The organism is Caulobacter sp. GW821-FHT10A06, from assembly GCF_059415805.1.
In genome coordinates this window covers 86715-102148 of record NZ_JBWKNY010000005.1, presented here as the reverse complement: position 1 = coordinate 102148, position 15434 = coordinate 86715, and the positions used below count along the sequence as shown (strand labels likewise).

Below are 15434 nucleotides of genomic sequence, written 5' to 3'. Positions count from 1 at the left end.
TGTCACAAATCATCGCTACCACCCTGGTCCCATGACCTTGGCCACCCAACAGCGGGCGATCTGGCTGGCGCGCAACGCGCTGCCGCACGAGCCGGCTCTGCGCGCGTGGCTGGCCCGCCGTCCCCTGGCGGGTCTGGAGGTCGACGACATCGTCCAGGAGACCTACGCGATCCTCGCGGCCCTGGAGAGCGTCGACCACATCCTCAATGGCCGCACCTACATGTTCGAGGTCGCCAAGTCGGTGGTGCTGCGCTCCCTGCGCCGTAGCCGTATCGTCGCCTTCGAAGCCCTTGCCGAGGCCGAGGGCCTGGAGCCGCCCAGCGACGAGCCCTCGCCTGAGACGGTGGCCGCCGATCGCCAGGAACTCTCGCGCATCGCCGCCCTGATCGCTGGACTGCCGGCCAAGTGCCGCGAGGCCTTTACCCTGCGCAAGGTCCACGGCCTGTCGCAGCGCGAGGTCGCCCGCCGCATGGGCGTTTCCGAGAACACGGTCGAGAAGCACGTCGGAAAAGGCATCGGCGTGCTGATGAATGCATTGGGACGTGGCGGAAACGGACGCTTCCAGGCATCTAGGACCCGTACCGACCAGGAACAGAGTGAAGTTGACCACGATCCGAGAGAGCAGCGCCGACATTGACGCCGCCGCGGCCGCCTGGGCCGCGCGCGTCGATCGGGGGCCGCTGTCGGATCAGGACCAGGCCGCCCTCGAGGCGTGGGCGGCGCAGGATCCGCGTCGCGCCGGCGCCTATGCCAAGGCCCTGGCCGTCAGCGCCCACTTGGACCGCGCCGCCGGCCTGGGCGCCGACTTCGCGCCCGCCTCGCATCCCGCCGCCAAGGCTGCCGACCGCCGCCGCCTGCTGGCGACTGGTGGGATGCTGGCCGCCGCCTCGGTGGTGGGCGCGGTCGGTTACGGCGCGCTCAGCCTCAAGGGCCGGGTGACCACCGCCAAGGGCGACATCCGCCGCGCGCCGCTCGAAGACGGCTCGGCCGTGACCCTGAACACCGACACCACGATCCGCGCGGCCTTCGACAGCAAAATGCGGCGCATCGACCTGCTGCGCGGCGAGGCCCTGTTCGACGTCGCCAAGGACCCTGCCCGCCCCTTCGTCGTCGTAGCCGGCGACGTGCGCGTGCGGGCGGTCGGCACCAGCTTCACGGTCCGCACCCACGCCGACGGCCAGGTCGGGGTCATCGTCCGCGAAGGCGTGGTCGAGGTCTGGCGTGGGGCCGAGGGCAAGCCTGTGCGCCTCGCCGCTGAACATGCCGTACAGGTAGCCAGCGCCGGCGCCCTGACGCCCACGACCGTCGGCTCGGCCGCCGTCGACCGGGCCATGGCCTGGCGGCAGGGCCAGATCGACCTGGACGGCCTGACCCTGGGCCAGGCCGCCGATGAGTTCGCACGCTATTCCGACCGCCGCATCGTCATCGACGATCCCACGGTCGCCAAGCTGAAGATGACCGGCCTGTTCTCGGCCAGCGATCCCGACGGCTTCGCCAAGGCCGCCGCGCTGAGCCTTGGGCTACGGGCCACCAACGAGACCGACGGCATCCGTCTCACCCGCGGCTGAAACTTTTTTCGAGGACGGCATGGCGGGAGTTTCGACATCGAGGCTCCACCCCGATGAGGCCGGCGCGGGACCGGCGAATTTCGGGGCGATCACATGATGCGGAAGAAAACCCTGGCCGGCGGCGCGGCCGCTCTGGCCCTCCTGGCCTGCGCCCTGCCGGCGACGGCCCAGCAGCGAACCTTCGACGTGCCCGCCCAGGGCGCGGCCTCGGCCATCTCGAGCTTCGCACGGCAGGCGGGCCTGCAGGTCGTGGCTCCGGCCGACGGCCTGGAAGGCGTCCGCACCCAAGCGCTCAAAGGCCCGATGGACGCCCGCGCCGCCCTGCGCAAATTGATCGAGGGGACCGGTCTGGAGATCGTCTCCGACAGCAACGGCGTCATCGTCCTGCGCCGCGTCGCGACGCCGGCCAGCGCGCCCGTCGAGGCCGAGCCGACCGCCCTGGACACCATCATCGTCACCGCCCAGAAGCGCGAGGAAGCCGCCCAGGGCGTGCCGATCTCGCTGACCGCCTTTTCCGGCCGCGCGGTCGAGACCTATCGCCTGGAGAGCCTGCGCGACATCTCGCGCCTGACGCCGGGCCTCTTGGTCTCGGCGTTCAGCCAGTCCAGCCCGACCATCGCGGTGCGCGGCGCGACCAACACCTTCACCCAGATCGGCGCCAACAAGCCGGTGGCCGTGGTGATCGATGACCTGTTCATTCCCCGCAACAGCGCCGCGATCTTCGAGCTCTATGGCCTGAACTCGGTGCAGGTGCTCAAAGGTCCGCAAGGCACCCTCTTCGGCCGCAACGTCACCGGCGGCGCCATCGTGCTGGACACCGGCAAGCCGGCCTATGGCGACACCTCGGGCTCGGTCCGCATCGGCGGCGGCAATTATGATCTCAAGCAGTTCGACGGCCGCGTCGATATCCCCGTGGGCGAGACCGTGGCCCTGCGCCTGGCCGGCTCGCTGAAGCAGCACGACGGCTACGGCAAGGACCGCCTGACCGGCCGCGAGCAGGACGACCTGGAGAGCAAGAGCCTGCGCGCCCAGGCCCGCCTCCAGGCCAGCGACGATGTCGAGGTGCTGCTGGGCGCCGACTATTCCGAAGACCACAACGGCGGCCGCACGCTGTCGTCCAAGGCCGCCGGTTCTGACGGCGATCGCCGCACCTCGGAACTCGGTTACGTCCAAGGCTTCGCGCGCAACCAGTGGGGCGCCTCGGGGCGGATCTACTGGAACGCCCCGGTCGGCCAGGTCACGGCCATCACCGGCTATCGCTGGTCGCAGTCGGGCGAGGACTATTCGGGCACCGGCGCCAGCTATCGCTTTCTGACGGGGACCAACACCCAGAGCGTCAACCGCGACGTCGACGATGTCGGCCTATTCTCGCAAGAGATCCGCTGGGCCAGCCCGAAGTGGTCGCGCGGCGACCTGGTGGCCGGCGTCTATTTCGCCGACGAGGACGCCAAGCGCCAGCTGCGCACGCGCGGCCTGGCCGCCGTCACCGGCGTGGCCTCGTCCGACGTCCTGACCGACCAGGCCGTGAAGACCAAGAGCTACGCCGCCTTCGTCGACGGCACGCTGCACCTGCCGGCCGCCTTCGACCTGACCCTAGGCGCGCGCTACACCCACGACGAGAAGACCGCCTCGCTGGTCCGCACCGACTTCATCCGCCCCGCCACCGGCAGCTTCACCGCCCGCGACCTCAAGGCCGACTGGAGCGAGGTCACGCCGCGCGCCGTCCTGTCGTGGACGCCGCGCGAGGACTTTAAGGTCTATGGCAGCGTGACGCGCGGCTATACCGCCGGCGGGTTCAACACCGACGCGGCGGTGATCACCGCCCTGGCCCAGCCGTTCGATCCCGAGACCGTCACCAACTACGAGCTGGGCGTGAAGTCCCAGTGGCTGGCCGACACCCTGCGGATCAACGCCTCGGTCTTCCACATGGACTACAAGGACAAGCAGGAGCTGTTCTTCAACAACGTCACCCGGGTGCTGACCATCACCAACGCCGGCCAGGCCACGGTCGAGGGCGCCGAGGTCGAGGTGGCGTGGCGTCCCCTGCCCTGGCTGAACCTGAGCGCCAACTACGGCCTGCTGGACACCGTCTACGACGACTTCGTCATCCCCGGCGGGGCGGTGAACACCGGCAATCCGCTGGGCTCGTCGCCGCGCAACAAGGGCTCGGTGGCCGCCGACGTGCGTTTCCCGCTGAACGGCAAGGGCTACGTCACCGGGTCGGTCAGCTGGGCCTATACCGACAGCTACTACACCGGCGCGACCAAGGACCCGAACCTGCATATCGACAGCTACGCCCTGACCAACCTGTCGCTGGGCTATGAGAGCCAGGACGGCCGCTGGATGCTGACCGCCTGGGCCAAGAACCTGGGCGATGTCGATTTCCTGCTGACCCCGTCCACCCAGGGCGTGCTGGCCGAGTATCTGGGCGAGCCGCGCACGGTCGGCGTCATGCTGTCGGCCAAGTTCTGATGGCGGCGGTCGTGACCCGGCGGGGGCTGCTGCTCGGCGCCGCCCTAGGCAGCATGGGGCTGGGCGCGGCCGCTCCCCTTCCTGATGAGGACACCGTCGGCCAGCCGCTGCGCCCCTGGCGGCGCGGCGGCCTGGACATCCATCACATCAGCACCGGCAAGGGCGACTCGACGCTGATCATCGGGCCGGACGGCTCCAGCCTGATGATCGACGCTGGAGCCAGCACCACGCCGCCGCCGGCCAGCCTTGACGCTCGTCCGAGCGCCGAGCGCCGTCCCGGCGAGTGGATCGGTCGCTACGCCCGCCGGCATCTGGCCGCGACGGGCGCGCCGAAGCTGGACGCCTTCCTGGTCAGCCATCTGCACCCCGACCATATCGACGGCCTGTACGACGTCGCCAAGGCCATGCCGATCGGCAAGCTGGTCGATCGCGCCTGGCCCGACTACGCCTATCCCAAGCCCTCGGACGCGCCGTTCCTGAAAGCCTATGTCGCCTTCGTCCGTGAACGGATCCAGGCCGGCGGCAAGGTCGAGCGCTTCCGGGTCGGGGCCGCCGACCAGTTGGCCCTGCCCGGCGCCGAGGTCCGCAACCTGGCGGCCAATGGCGAGGTGTGGACCGGACGCGGAACCGAGACCCGCCGCCTGTTTCCGGCGATCGACACGCTCTCCAAGGACGACGTCCCCGACGAGAACGCCTGCTCGGCCGCCATCCGCCTGCGCTATGGCGCGTTCGGCTATTTCGCGGCCGGCGACCTGACCAGCCAGAGCTTCGACGGGACCCTGCCCTGGCGTGATGTCGAAACGCCCGCCGCCCAGGCCTCCGGACAGGTCGATGTCGCCGTCGCCGCTCACCACGGCATGTTCGACGCCACCGGCGCGGACGTGGTGCGGGCGCTGAAGCCCCGCGCCTGGATCATCCCCGCCTGGCACGTCGCCCACCCCAGCAGCGACGTGCTGGAGCGGATGCTGAGCCAGCGGCTGTATCCCGGTCCGCGCGACGTCTTCGCCACCGGTCTCTCGCCCGCCAACGAGATGGCCCACAAGTGGCTGACCGACCGCCTGGCCGCGCGCGAAGGCCACATCGTGGTCCGCGTCGCGCCCGGCGGCGGCAGTTATCGGATCGTCGTCACCGACAATCGGGACGAAGCGGACACGGTACGCACGATATCAGGTCCCCTTACGGCCTGACGCCACGCAGCTGAAGCTGGCCGCGACTTCGGGCGAGCCCTTGCCGTCCCACTGGGCGACCTTCGGATAGGCGCACAGCGGACGGGTGCGCACAGCCTTGGCCGGCATGCCCAGGAGGTCGGCGTAGTCGTTGTCCTTCTTGGACGCGATCACCTGTTCGGGCGCCGCGCCGCCTTCGACCCAGGCGTCCAGCGTCGCCAGCATGTCGAAGCTGTTGGGCCCCGGCCCGCCGAAGCAGTGCGACATGCCCGGCACCATGAACAGGCGCGAGAAGCTGTCGGCGGACTTCACGCCCATCTTGCCCCGCACGGCGTCGTAATACTGGATCGTCGCCAGCGGCGTGATCGCCGCGTCCGACCAGCCGTGGAACAGGATCAGCTTGCCGCCCCGCGCCTTGAAGGCCGAGAGGTCGGGATTGTCCGAAGCCACGGTCGGGGCGATCGCCTTGGCGGCCTTCAGGTCCTTGTCCAGGTTCAGCTGGGCCAGCTGCCAGCCGGTGTTGGAATAGACGAAGTTGGCGAAGAACGAGCGCGCGAAGGACGGGTGCTGGGCCTTCTCGCCACTGATCCACAGCGGCCAGGCGCCGGGCGTGGCCTCGCCGCCGGCGGGGTAGCCGGGCAGGATCGACTTGCCCTTTCCGTCGCGGGGACCTTGGTAGAGCTTGCGAAGACCCGCGACCTGGGCCGGGGTCAGGCATTCTTTCGTCTGGCCGTCCTTGCACTGGACCACGACGGGGTCGAAGCGGCAGCGGCGGGGATCCTCGACCACACCGTCGGCGACGCCGTCCAGCTTGTCGCATTGGGCCAGGGCGGCCTTCTGGATGACCGGCAGCAGCGCATCGGGGATGCGGCTCTCGGGGGCCTCATGCACGGCCTTCCACGACCAGGCGAAGCTGCCCATCAGCCGCGTCCAGGCATTGGCCGGCGCGCCGGCGACGATCCCGTCGAAGTCGGTCGGATAGCGCTGGGCCTCCATAAGCGCCTCACGGCCGCCGTCCGAGCAGCCGGTGAAATAGGCGCGGCGCGGACCCTTGCCATAGTGGGCGGCGATCAGGGCCTTGGCGAAGACGGCGGTCTCGTGGTTGGCGCGATGGCCCCAGTCGATGATCTTGTCGGGCTGGTTCAGGGCCCACTCGGCCGAGCCGCCGGCGCCGTCCTCGGTGTGGCCCATGTCGGTGCCGGCCACGGCGTAGCCGGCCTTGACCGCCGGACGCATGGCCAGGCGCGGTCCGCCCAGCGTGCCGCCGTAACCGCCGTTGCCGGTGGCCATGAACTTGCCGTTCCAGGCGCTTTCCGCCGGCAGCCAGACCTCGACCTTGATCGACGAAGCCGGGGTCGGCGACAGGGTGGCGTTGACCCGGCAATAGGCGGCCGAGGTCGGCAGCGGCGGGATGCCGAACACCTCGATCTCCTGCGGCGCGCCGATCGCCATCGCCTTGACGGCGGTGATCTTGGCGCCGGCGATCTGGACCTTGGCCAGGTCGTCGCAGGGCGTGGCGGCGTGGGCGTGGCCGGCCAGGGCCAGCGATCCCAGAACGGCCAGGGGAGCGGCCAGATAAGCGGCGCGGGTCATTGGATCACCGTCTCTTGTAGCGAAAGCTTGGTGGGGGCGACCGGCGCGTCGGCCGAACGGGCGGCGATCTCGGCCACCATCTTCTCGTGCGACGCGCGGGTGATGGGATAGAGGGCGATCAGGCCCGCCGAGGCGATGCCGCCGACCAGCGGGATCCAGAACATCATCGCCTTGATGCCGGCCAGGGTCTCGGGACTCTGGGTCGCGTTTGGGGCGTAGCCGACATGGGTCAGGGCGATGCCGAGGAACCCCGCGCCCAGGCCCAGCGCCGCCTTCTGGCCCAGCACGACTAGGCCGAAGACCAGCGACTCGGTGCGTACGCCGGTGCGCCATTCGCCGTACTCGACGGTGTCGGGCAGCATGCCCCAGAAGCAGACCACGTAAGAGGCCAGGCCCATGGCCTGCAGCGCCACCGCGGCGAACAACAGCGTGACGCCGTGGCCGTCGGCCAAGTGCCACATCACCAGGCCCGCCAGGCCCGGCACCGCGCCGATCAGCCACGCCGCGCGCTTGCCCGCCAGCCGCACCACGACCGCGAAGGCCGGCACGCAGATCGCCGCCGTCAGGGCGCCGATGGCCAACGCCGCGCTGCCCAGCTTGGCGTCGCCGACCACGTACTTGAAATAGTAGAGCAGGTTCTTGGAGAACATCGTCCCCGAGAAGGCGCTCAGCACCACCGCCCCCAGCACCAGCATCAGGGCGCGGTTGGCGGCCAGGCTGCGCAGCACGTCGCGCAGCGGGCGCGGCGGCAGGGCTTCCTCGTCGGCGACGTCCAGGCCGCGCGCGGCCCAGGCGGTGGCCAGCAGGCACAGGGCGGCGATGACGCCGTAGACCGCCGCCAGGATCAGCCAGCCGCGACGCGGCGCCTCGGGCGTCGACAGGGCCTGGGCCACCGGCAGGGTCAGGGCCGCCACCGCGATGGCCGCCAGGGTGCCGAACACCATCCGCACGCCGGCCATGTCGCCGCGCTGGGTGCTGTCGCGGGTGATGCGGGCGAACAGCGCCGCATAGGGGATCGAGACCACGGCGTAGAGGGTGCGGAACAGCAGGTGGGTCACCGCCGCGAAGACAATCGCCCCGGCGCCCGGCCAGACCGGCCCGGCGAACACCGCCACGAACCCGAGCGCCAGCGGCGCTCCGCCCAAAAGCAGATAAGGCCGGTAGCGGCCCATGCGGGTGCGGGTGCGATCGACCAGCACGCCCAGGATCGGATCCAGCGCCGCGTCCCAGATCAGGGCCGCCATGTAGATGAAACCGGCAGTCGCCGCCGGCAGGTCCAGCACATCCGTATAGAAGAACAGCAGGTACAGCCCGGCCGTCTGCCAATACAGGTTGAAACCGAAATCGCCCATGCCGATGGCCGCCTTTCGGACAGCCGTCAGCCTCGGGACATCACTCCCCGCAACGCTTGGAATTCCCAACTCCGCCTCCCCGTTCGGGGCTGGACCAACCGGCGCGCCCCGTTTATTCACCACTTGTATAACGAAATCACAATGCCCCCGGGGGAGCGGAATGTCAAAGCCGTCGATCGATGTTCTTGGAAGCCGTTTCGTGGACGCCCACGGACGTCACGCCATCCTGCGCGGGGTCAATCTGGGGGGCGATTGCAAGGTCCCCTGGCCCGACGGCGGCACCGACCGGCTCAGTGACTTTTCCGACCACCGGACGGTCAGTTTCGTGGGTCGCCCCTTCCCGCTGGAGGAAGCTGATGCGCACCTGGCGCGCATCGCCCGCTGGGGCTTCAACACCCTGCGCCTGCTGACCACCTGGGAGGCCGTCGAGCACGCGGGACCCGGCCAGTATGACGAAGACTACCTCGATTATTTCACCGCCATCGTGGAGCGGGCGCAGGCTCACGGCCTGTTCGTCTTCGTCGACTTCCACCAGGACGTCTGGAGCCGGATGAGCGGCGGCGACGGCGCGCCCGGCTGGGTGTTCGAGGCCCTGGGCCTGGACTTCACCAAGTTCGACGCCGCCGACGCCGCCCACGTCATGCAGCACCGCTACGACTACACGAGCGAGGAACGGCGGCAGGAAGACCGCTATCCGATGATGAGCTGGGCCAGCAACTATCGCCTGGCCGCCAATGGCATCGCCTGGAGCGCCTTCTTCGCCGGCGAGATCCTGACGCCGGATTGGATGGTTGAAGGCCACAACGTCCAGCGTTTCCTGCAGGACCACTATCTGGGCGCCATGGCCGCCGTGGCGCGCCGGGTGGCGCACCTGGACAACGTCATCGGCTTCGACACCTTCAACGAGCCGGGCCTGGGCTGGGTGGGCCTGCCGATGAGCGCGCCGCGCCTGAAGGCGACGCCCGAGGATCCCCTGCCCGTCTGGCCCGGCGCGGCCTGGACACCGCTGGACGGCCTGCGCGCCGCGCGGGGTCGCACCGTGGAAGTGGCCAATCTGGGCTGGGGCGACGAGCGCGGCGTGCTGCGTCTGATCGACCGCCAGATCGCCAATACGGCCGGCGCCTCGATCTGGCGGGACGAGGGTCCCGACCCGTTCGAGCAAGCCGGCGCCTGGCGCCTCGATCCCGACGGCGACCTAGTGCTGGACGAGGACTTCTTCCGCCTGAAGGACGGCCAGCCGATCGACCACGAGAACCAGTGCATGGGGCCGTTCTTCGCGCGGGTCGCCGAGACGGTGCGCGCCGTGCGTCCGGACTGGCTGCTGTTCGCCGAGCTGTGCCCTTACCTGGTTGGCACCGGCCGGTTCTTCCCCGACACCATGCCCGAGCGCAGCGTCAACGCCAGCCACTGGTACGACATCGACATCCTGCGCAAGAAGCGCTTCGACCCCGACCAGCACGACGCCCCGCTGAAGGCCAAGTACTTCAACCAAATGGCCTATATCGGCTGGCTGGGCAGCAAGTTCGGCGAGGACGGCGCGCCGACCCTGATCGGTGAGTTCGGCATCCCCTACGACCTCAATCACGGCGAGGCGTTCGAGGCCTGGGCGCGGGGCGAGCGCGGCGAAGACGTCTGGACCGCCCACGCCCAGGCCCTGGCGCTGATGTACGACGCCCTGGACGCCCTGAAGCTGTCCTCGACCCAGTGGAACTACACAGCCAGCAACCGCAACGACCTGCGGGTGGGCGATGGCTGGAACCAGGAGGACCTGTCGATCTTCTCGCCCGACCAGGTCGATGGCGACACGCCTAACGACCCCGACGCGGGCGCCCGCGCCCTGCTGGGCTTCTGCCGTCCTTATGCGCCGCTGGCCCAGGGGGTGATCACGACGGCGCGTTACGCCGACGACCGGTTCGAACTAGAGTTGGAGGCCGATCCCACGATCGACGCCCCCACCGAAATCTACGTGCCCGAAGCTCGCTTCCCCGGCGGCGTAAGCGTCACCGCCTCGCAAGCCGCCGCTCGCTGGTCCCACGATCGTGCGGCTCAAAAGGTGCTCGTCTGGGCCGCCGAGGCTGGGCCGCTGTCGATCATCGTCGAGCCCGCCTGATCAAACGAAAAAGGCCGGAGGGGAAACCCTCCGGCCAGTCGTTGCGCTTGATGGAGTAGGATCTCAGTAGCGCAGGTTCAGGGTCACGCCGTAGCGACGGAAAGCATCGCCCGTCAGCACCTGGCTGTAGTCGCCCTTGCCGCCGAACGGGGTGGTGAACAGCGCGCTGGGGAAACGCTTGTCGGTCAGGTTCTTGCCCCACACCGCCAGCCGCCAGCGGTCGTTCTCGGCCCCGATGCCGATCGTCCCGCCCAGGATGCCGTAGCTCTTGATCGCCGTGCTGGGATCACCCGTGGCCGAGGCGTTGTAGCCGTCGCGCCAGCCATAGTCGGCCGAGGCGTTGACCTGCAGGCCGTGGCCGATCGACCGCTCATAGACCGCCGCCAGACTGGTCTTCCACTTGGACACGCCGCTCAGCGACTTGCCCGAGGCGTTGAAGCCGTAGAGGCCCGGCGCGATCAGAACGCAGCCCGACGGGGTGGTGACCGGATCGCACGAGATCGGCGCGAAGCTGCCGTACTGGGCGTCGATATAGGCCGCGGAAGCCGTGACGAGCAGGCCCGGCGCCAGGACGGCGGTCAGGTCGCCCTCGATGCCCTTGGTCTTTAGCTCGCCGGCATTGATCGTGCGGAAGGCCGGCGGGGTCAGGGTGAAGTCGACGGTCTGGGCCTGGTAGTCCTCGAACTTGGTCGCGAAGGCCGCCAGGTTCAGCACTGCCAGCCCGCCCAGCAGGGTGGTCTTCACGCCCAGCTCGTAGCTGGTCGGGATCTCGGGACCGACCTCCTGGGAGGTCGTGGCGTTGCTGACGCCGGTCTGGTTGAAGCCCGGCCCCTTGTAGCCGCGCGACACCGTCGCATAGCCCATCGCCCGCTCAGCCAGCTGGTACTGCACCCCGACCTTCCACGAGACATTGGTCTCCTTGGCGGTGTCGTCGAAGGTCACCGTCGGGTTGATGCCGAAGAAACCCGGCCGGGTGAACTGGCGGAAGTCCAGGCTGACCTTGTCCTTGGTCAGGCGCGCGCCGCCGATCAAGGCCAGCTTGTCGGTCAGTTGGTAGCTGGCCTGGCCGAAGAGCGCGTAGCTCTGGGTGTCGACCAGGCTGTTGATCGTCGAGTTGATGATCGGCACGGGCGAGACGCCGAAGGTGCCGGTCTGGTCGGTCACCTGGTTGGTCTTCTGGCGGTAGTAGTAGAGCCCCGCCACGTACTCCAGCTTGCCGCCCGTGGGCGAGGCCAGGCGCAGTTCCTGGCTGACCTGCCGCAGGTCCTGGTTGGAGATGTTGTTGTTCAGGATGTTGATCGGCAGGCTGTCGGAATCGCCGTTGCTGAAGTCGAAGTCGCGGCGGCCGGCGGTGATCGAGGTCAGGGTCAGGCCGCCCGGCAGGCTCCAGTCGACCTGGGCCGCGAAGCCGTAGTTCTCGCGGTCCTTGTACTGCGGCCCGTCGATGCACAGGTCGGCGTTCTTGGGCGAGGCCTTCACCCCGCAGGCGCCCAGGGCCAGGCCCATGACGCCGGTCGGGTTCAGCAGATAGGGCGACCAGGTGATCGACTGATCCTGCTTGGCGTAGTCGGCGGTGATCAGCACGTCGACGGTGTCCGACGGCCGCCACAGCAGCTTGGCGCGCGCGCCCCACTCGTCATTGCCGTTGAACGTGCGACCGTCCTTCTTGTTGGTCAGCACGCCATCCAGCTTGTTGACGAAGCCGCCCACCCGCAGGGCCGCCTTGTCACCCAGCGGCAGGTTCACCGTGGCGTCGGACTTGTTGTAGCCGTCCTGGCCCAGGTTCAGATTGGCGATAGCCTCGACGCGGCCGAGCTTCGGCGCGTTGGTCGTGATGCTGACCAGACCCGCCGAGGCGTTCTTGCCGAACAGCATGCCTTGCGGCCCGCGCAGGATCTCGACCCGGGCCACGTCATAGAAGCTGCCCAGCGCCATCTCGGGCCGGCCCAGCACCACGCCGTCCAGCACGGTCGACACCGTCGGCTCGATCGAGGTCGAGAAGGTCGAGGTGCCCACGCCGCGCACCGACACGCCGAAAGAGGTGGCCTCGAAGCTGGGGACCAGCAGCTTCAGCTGGTCGATATTGCCGATGTTGCGGCGCTGCAGGTCGGTCTCGCCAACCACACTCACCGCGATGGGCACGTCCTGCAGCTTCTCCTCGCGCTTCTGGGCGGTGACGACCACCTCGGTGATCATCATCGTCTCGTCGGGCTTGGCCGCCTGGGCCATCGCACCGCCGGTCGCCAGGGCGCTGATCGAGATCCCCAGCACCAGGGCTGTCTTCAAGCTTTTCATTTTTTCTGCCTCCCCTTTTTGTTTGATGTCTCAGCGCGCTTGGGTGTCTCGAAGAGCCCCCAGGGCGCGGATGCGGTCGGGCGTCGCCGCCAGGGCCGCGCCGTTGTTGGTCACGGTCATCCGCTGGTCGGTCGCCGGGTCGTAGCGGGCCCAGCCCGGATCGCCGGTCTTGGCGAAAGTCGCCCAGGTGTCGGCCCACCGCGTCGCCACGGCCTGGTCGGCGGGCGACGGCGCGTCCTTCAACTTGCCCAGGGTGTCGAACACGAAACCCAGGTCGCCGGAGTGCGGCGCGCCGCGCCAATCCTTGCGCTTGGCCTCGACGACGTAGCCGAAGCAGTAGCTCCAGACCGGCTGGCCGCCCTTGGCCGCCAATCCCGCCAGGGCGTGGGCCGGCTCGACGAAGGTGGCGTCGCTGGGCAGGTCGTTGTTCAGCGCCGACTTGGTCCCGTAGATCGCCAACAGCTTGTCTTCGGGCAACCCCAGCTGGGCGATGGTCTTGCCGGCGAACATCCCCTTCAGGAAGCCCGGGATGATGCCCAGCTCGTCGCTGTTGGCCCCGATCAGCAGCGGGACCTTTGCCTGACGACCGGCCGCGAAGCCCTCGACCGCCGAGCCCGTGACCAGGCGGCCGTCGACCACCGGACCGGAGAAGGTCGCCTCCTCCATGTTCAGCAAGTCCAGCTTGCCCAGCAGCTTGGCGGCCGGCAGGGCGCGCAAGGCGGCCGGCAGGGCGCGCAAGGCGGCCGCGTCCTTGGCCCCCGCCTTGTCGGCGAAGGCGGCGCCGATGGCCTCGGCCGAGATCTTGCCCGGCCGGTCGGCGGCCAGCAGCGGCCAGACGTCACGACCGCCGCCCGACTGGGCGATGGCCTGGTGGAAGAGGCCGCGCGCCTGCGGGATCAGCATCATCTGGCTGACCGAGCCACCGCCGGCCGACTGGCCGAAGATCGTCACGCGGTTGAGATCCCCGCCCAGCGCCGCGATATTGGCCTTCACCCAGGCCAGGGCCGCGATCTGGTCCATGAAGGCGTAGTTGGCCTTGGGCTCGTCCGGATGTTCGGCGTCGAGGGCCGGATGGGCGAAGAAGCCAAAGCGGCCCAGGCGGTAGTTGAAGGTCACCACGACCACGCCGCGCCGGGCCAAGGCCGCGCCGTCGAACACCGGCTGGCTGCCCGAACCCATCACGTAGCCGCCGCCATGGATCCAGACCATGACCGGCGCGGCTTTCGCGCTCGCCGGCGTCCAGACGTTCAGGGTCAGGCAGTCCTCGCTGACCGGCAGCTTGGTCTGGGTGTCGTCCCAGCCCACGCGGTTCTGCATGCAGTCGGGCCCGAAGGCCTGAGCCTCGCGCACGCCCGTCCAGGCCTTGGCCGGCTGCGGCGGCCGCCAGCGCAGGTCGCCGACCGGAGCCTGCGCATAGGGCACGCCCTTAAAGATCCGCACCCCGTCCTCGACATAGCCGCGCAAGGCCCCGCCCTGCACGGCCGCCTCGACGGGCGTCAGCGGCGCCGACGGCGCGGGTGTCTGGCCCTGCGCGCCACAGGCGGTCAGGCAGGTCGCGGCGGCCAGAAGCGGCGCGAGGCGTTTGGCGGTAAGGCCCATTGCGAGCATGGCGTTTCCTTCGGACTCTGTCGGCCCGTCTCAAGCGTTACGTTATGCAGTTGCATAATGAAATGTCGAGACTGATTCACCGATCGGTGAACCAATTTCCATTCCTGTGTGACTGTTGCTAGTGTCCCGCCCCTTGGGCTCAGCCACTCCGACGAAGGACGATCTCTTGAATCTGCGCGCGCGTCAGAAGGCCGCCACCCAGGCCAGCATCCTCCAGGCGGCTTTGGAGATCTTCTCCGAGCAGGGCTTCGAGGGCGCCTCGACGCGGGAGATCGCGGCCAAGGCCGGCGTCCACCACGCGCTGATCAAGTACCACTTCGACAACAAGGACGCCCTGTGGCGCTCGGCCGTGACGTTCCTGTTCCAGCGCCAGGCCGAGGAGCTGAAGCTGCCCGCCCCGGACGATCCGGCCTATCAGTCGTATCGCGACTTCGCCAAGGCGGTGATCCGCTCGGTGGTGATGTACTCGGCCCGTCATCCCGAACACGCCCGGCTGATGGTCCAGGAGAGCGTGCGCGACAGCGAGCGTTTCCGCTGGGCCGCCGACGAGTTCATCGTCGAGACCCGCAAGGCGGCCGAGAGCTTCATCCAGCTGTGTCAGAGAGAGGGCATCCTGCCCAAGGTGTCGGTGGCCGCCAGCGTCTACATCTTCGTCGGCGCCGCCCAGCTGTTCTACACCTTGGCGCCGGAGGTCCGACAGGTCTGGGGCCTGGATCCGTCCGATCCCGAGGTCATCGAACAGCATGCCGAGGCCCTGGCCGCGATCATGGTTCGCTGAACCCCCTCGACTTTCGTTATGCACTTGCATAACGTGAACGACGATAACCCATGCGGCCACGAGAGGCGAAAGCATGGGGATCGGGGAGTGTAACGATGAAGCGTATGACGACGCGCGCCGCCCTGCTGGCGACCGCCCTGTTCCTGGCCCCGCTGGCCACGGCCCAGGCGCGGCCCCAGGCTTCCGCGGCCGCCGCTCCGGCCCAGCCCTACTACACGCTGGACACCAAGATCGCCGACATCTTCGCCGATCCCAAGGCGCGCGACGTGTTCGGCGAATTCTTCCGCAAGCGCGGCGAGGCGGCCGGCCAGCCCGAGGCTTCGGCCGAGGAACAGGCCAACATCGCCCAGGTGATCAAGAACTTCACGCCGCGCCAGCTGGCGACCTTCCCGCAGGCCAATCTGGACGAAGACGGCCTGAAGACCCTGAGCGACGCGCTGGCCAAGGTGCCTGCGCCCGCTACCCCGCCCGCGCCCGCCGCGAACTGATCCC

Annotated in this window: 11 protein-coding genes; 7 read left to right on the top strand and 4 right to left on the bottom strand. The window is 69.0% G+C overall.

Annotation, left to right across the window (positions count from 1 at the left end; all coding sequences use genetic code 11):
• Positions 1-31 precede the first annotated feature (31 nt).
• The 4 genes from AC07NF_RS15305 (at position 32) to AC07NF_RS15290 (ending at position 5227) form a co-directional block, all read left to right on the top strand.
• Positions 32-637, top strand: a complete 606-nt coding sequence (locus AC07NF_RS15305) for an RNA polymerase sigma factor (RefSeq protein WP_494629258.1) — start codon at positions 32-34, stop codon at positions 635-637.
• Positions 603-1568, top strand: coding sequence for a FecR family protein (locus tag AC07NF_RS15300; RefSeq protein WP_494629263.1), 966 nt, complete (start codon positions 603-605; stop codon positions 1566-1568). Before AC07NF_RS15305 ends, AC07NF_RS15300 begins: the two co-directional genes overlap by 35 nt.
• Before the next feature lie 93 nt (positions 1569-1661).
• Positions 1662-4040 carry a TonB-dependent receptor gene (locus tag AC07NF_RS15295; protein WP_494629266.1) on the top strand — a complete coding sequence of 793 codons (2379 nt, stop codon included), beginning with the start codon at positions 1662-1664 and terminating at the stop codon, positions 4038-4040.
• Positions 4040-5227, top strand: coding sequence for a ComEC/Rec2 family competence protein (locus AC07NF_RS15290; protein WP_494629268.1), 1188 nt, complete (start codon positions 4040-4042; stop codon positions 5225-5227). The genes AC07NF_RS15295 and AC07NF_RS15290 overlap by 1 nt, the downstream gene beginning before the upstream one ends.
• Here the strand turns inward: AC07NF_RS15290 and AC07NF_RS15285 are convergent.
• A complete protein-coding gene (locus AC07NF_RS15285) occupies positions 5207-6799 on the bottom strand; it encodes a tannase/feruloyl esterase family alpha/beta hydrolase (RefSeq protein WP_494629270.1) in 1593 nt (530 codons plus the stop codon). The two genes, AC07NF_RS15290 and AC07NF_RS15285, sit on opposite strands and share 21 nt — an antisense overlap.
• A complete protein-coding gene (locus AC07NF_RS15280; RefSeq protein WP_494629273.1) occupies positions 6796-8151 on the bottom strand; it encodes an MFS transporter in 1356 nt (451 codons plus the stop codon). Before AC07NF_RS15280 ends, AC07NF_RS15285 begins: the two co-directional genes overlap by 4 nt.
• Before the next feature lie 199 nt (positions 8152-8350).
• Between AC07NF_RS15280 and AC07NF_RS15275 the strand changes: the two genes are divergently transcribed.
• Positions 8351-10261, top strand: a complete 1911-nt coding sequence (locus tag AC07NF_RS15275; RefSeq protein WP_494629277.1) for a cellulase family glycosylhydrolase — start codon at positions 8351-8353, stop codon at positions 10259-10261.
• A 63-nt stretch (positions 10262-10324) separates the two neighbouring features.
• Here the strand turns inward: AC07NF_RS15275 and AC07NF_RS15270 are convergent, their stop codons facing one another.
• Both AC07NF_RS15270 and AC07NF_RS15265 read right to left on the bottom strand, forming a co-directional pair.
• Positions 10325-12556 (bottom strand): TonB-dependent receptor, encoded by a 2232-nt coding sequence (locus tag AC07NF_RS15270; protein ID WP_494629279.1) that lies wholly within the window; start codon positions 12554-12556, stop codon positions 10325-10327.
• A gap of 30 nt (positions 12557-12586) precedes the next feature.
• The gene (locus AC07NF_RS15265; RefSeq protein ID WP_494629281.1) at positions 12587-14164 is read right to left on the bottom strand and encodes a carboxylesterase/lipase family protein; all 1578 of its coding nucleotides are present in this window, start codon (positions 14162-14164) and stop codon (positions 12587-12589) included.
• A gap of 166 nt (positions 14165-14330) precedes the next feature.
• On the opposite strand from AC07NF_RS15265, the gene AC07NF_RS15260 reads away from it, so the two are divergent.
• Together AC07NF_RS15260 and AC07NF_RS15255 are read left to right on the top strand one after the other, a co-directional pair.
• A complete protein-coding gene (locus AC07NF_RS15260; RefSeq protein WP_494629285.1) occupies positions 14331-14942 on the top strand; it encodes a TetR/AcrR family transcriptional regulator in 612 nt (203 codons plus the stop codon).
• Positions 14943-15037: 95 nt separating this feature from the next.
• Positions 15038-15430 (top strand): hypothetical protein, encoded by a 393-nt coding sequence (locus tag AC07NF_RS15255; protein WP_494629288.1) that lies wholly within the window; start codon positions 15038-15040, stop codon positions 15428-15430.
• Positions 15431-15434 lie beyond the last annotated feature (4 nt).

Bases quoted from the DNA above. Each gene is read 5' to 3' on its own strand.
- AC07NF_RS15305 (WP_494629258.1), top strand. From the start codon at position 32: ATGACCTTGGCCACCCAACAGCGGGCGATCTGGCTGGCGCGCAACGCG.
- AC07NF_RS15295 (WP_494629266.1), top strand. From the start codon at position 1,662: ATGATGCGGAAGAAAACCCTGGCCGGCGGCGCGGCCGCTCTGGCCCTC.
- AC07NF_RS15290 (WP_494629268.1), top strand. From the start codon at position 4,040: ATGGCGGCGGTCGTGACCCGGCGGGGGCTGCTGCTCGGCGCCGCCCTA.
- AC07NF_RS15285 (WP_494629270.1), bottom strand. From the start codon at position 6,799: ATGACCCGCGCCGCTTATCTGGCCGCTCCCCTGGCCGTTCTGGGATCG.
- AC07NF_RS15280 (WP_494629273.1), bottom strand. From the start codon at position 8,151: ATGGGCGATTTCGGTTTCAACCTGTATTGGCAGACGGCCGGGCTGTAC.
- AC07NF_RS15270 (WP_494629279.1), bottom strand. From the start codon at position 12,556: ATGAAAAGCTTGAAGACAGCCCTGGTGCTGGGGATCTCGATCAGCGCC.
- AC07NF_RS15265 (WP_494629281.1), bottom strand. From the start codon at position 14,164: ATGCTCGCAATGGGCCTTACCGCCAAACGCCTCGCGCCGCTTCTGGCC.
- AC07NF_RS15255 (WP_494629288.1), top strand. From the start codon at position 15,038: ATGAAGCGTATGACGACGCGCGCCGCCCTGCTGGCGACCGCCCTGTTC.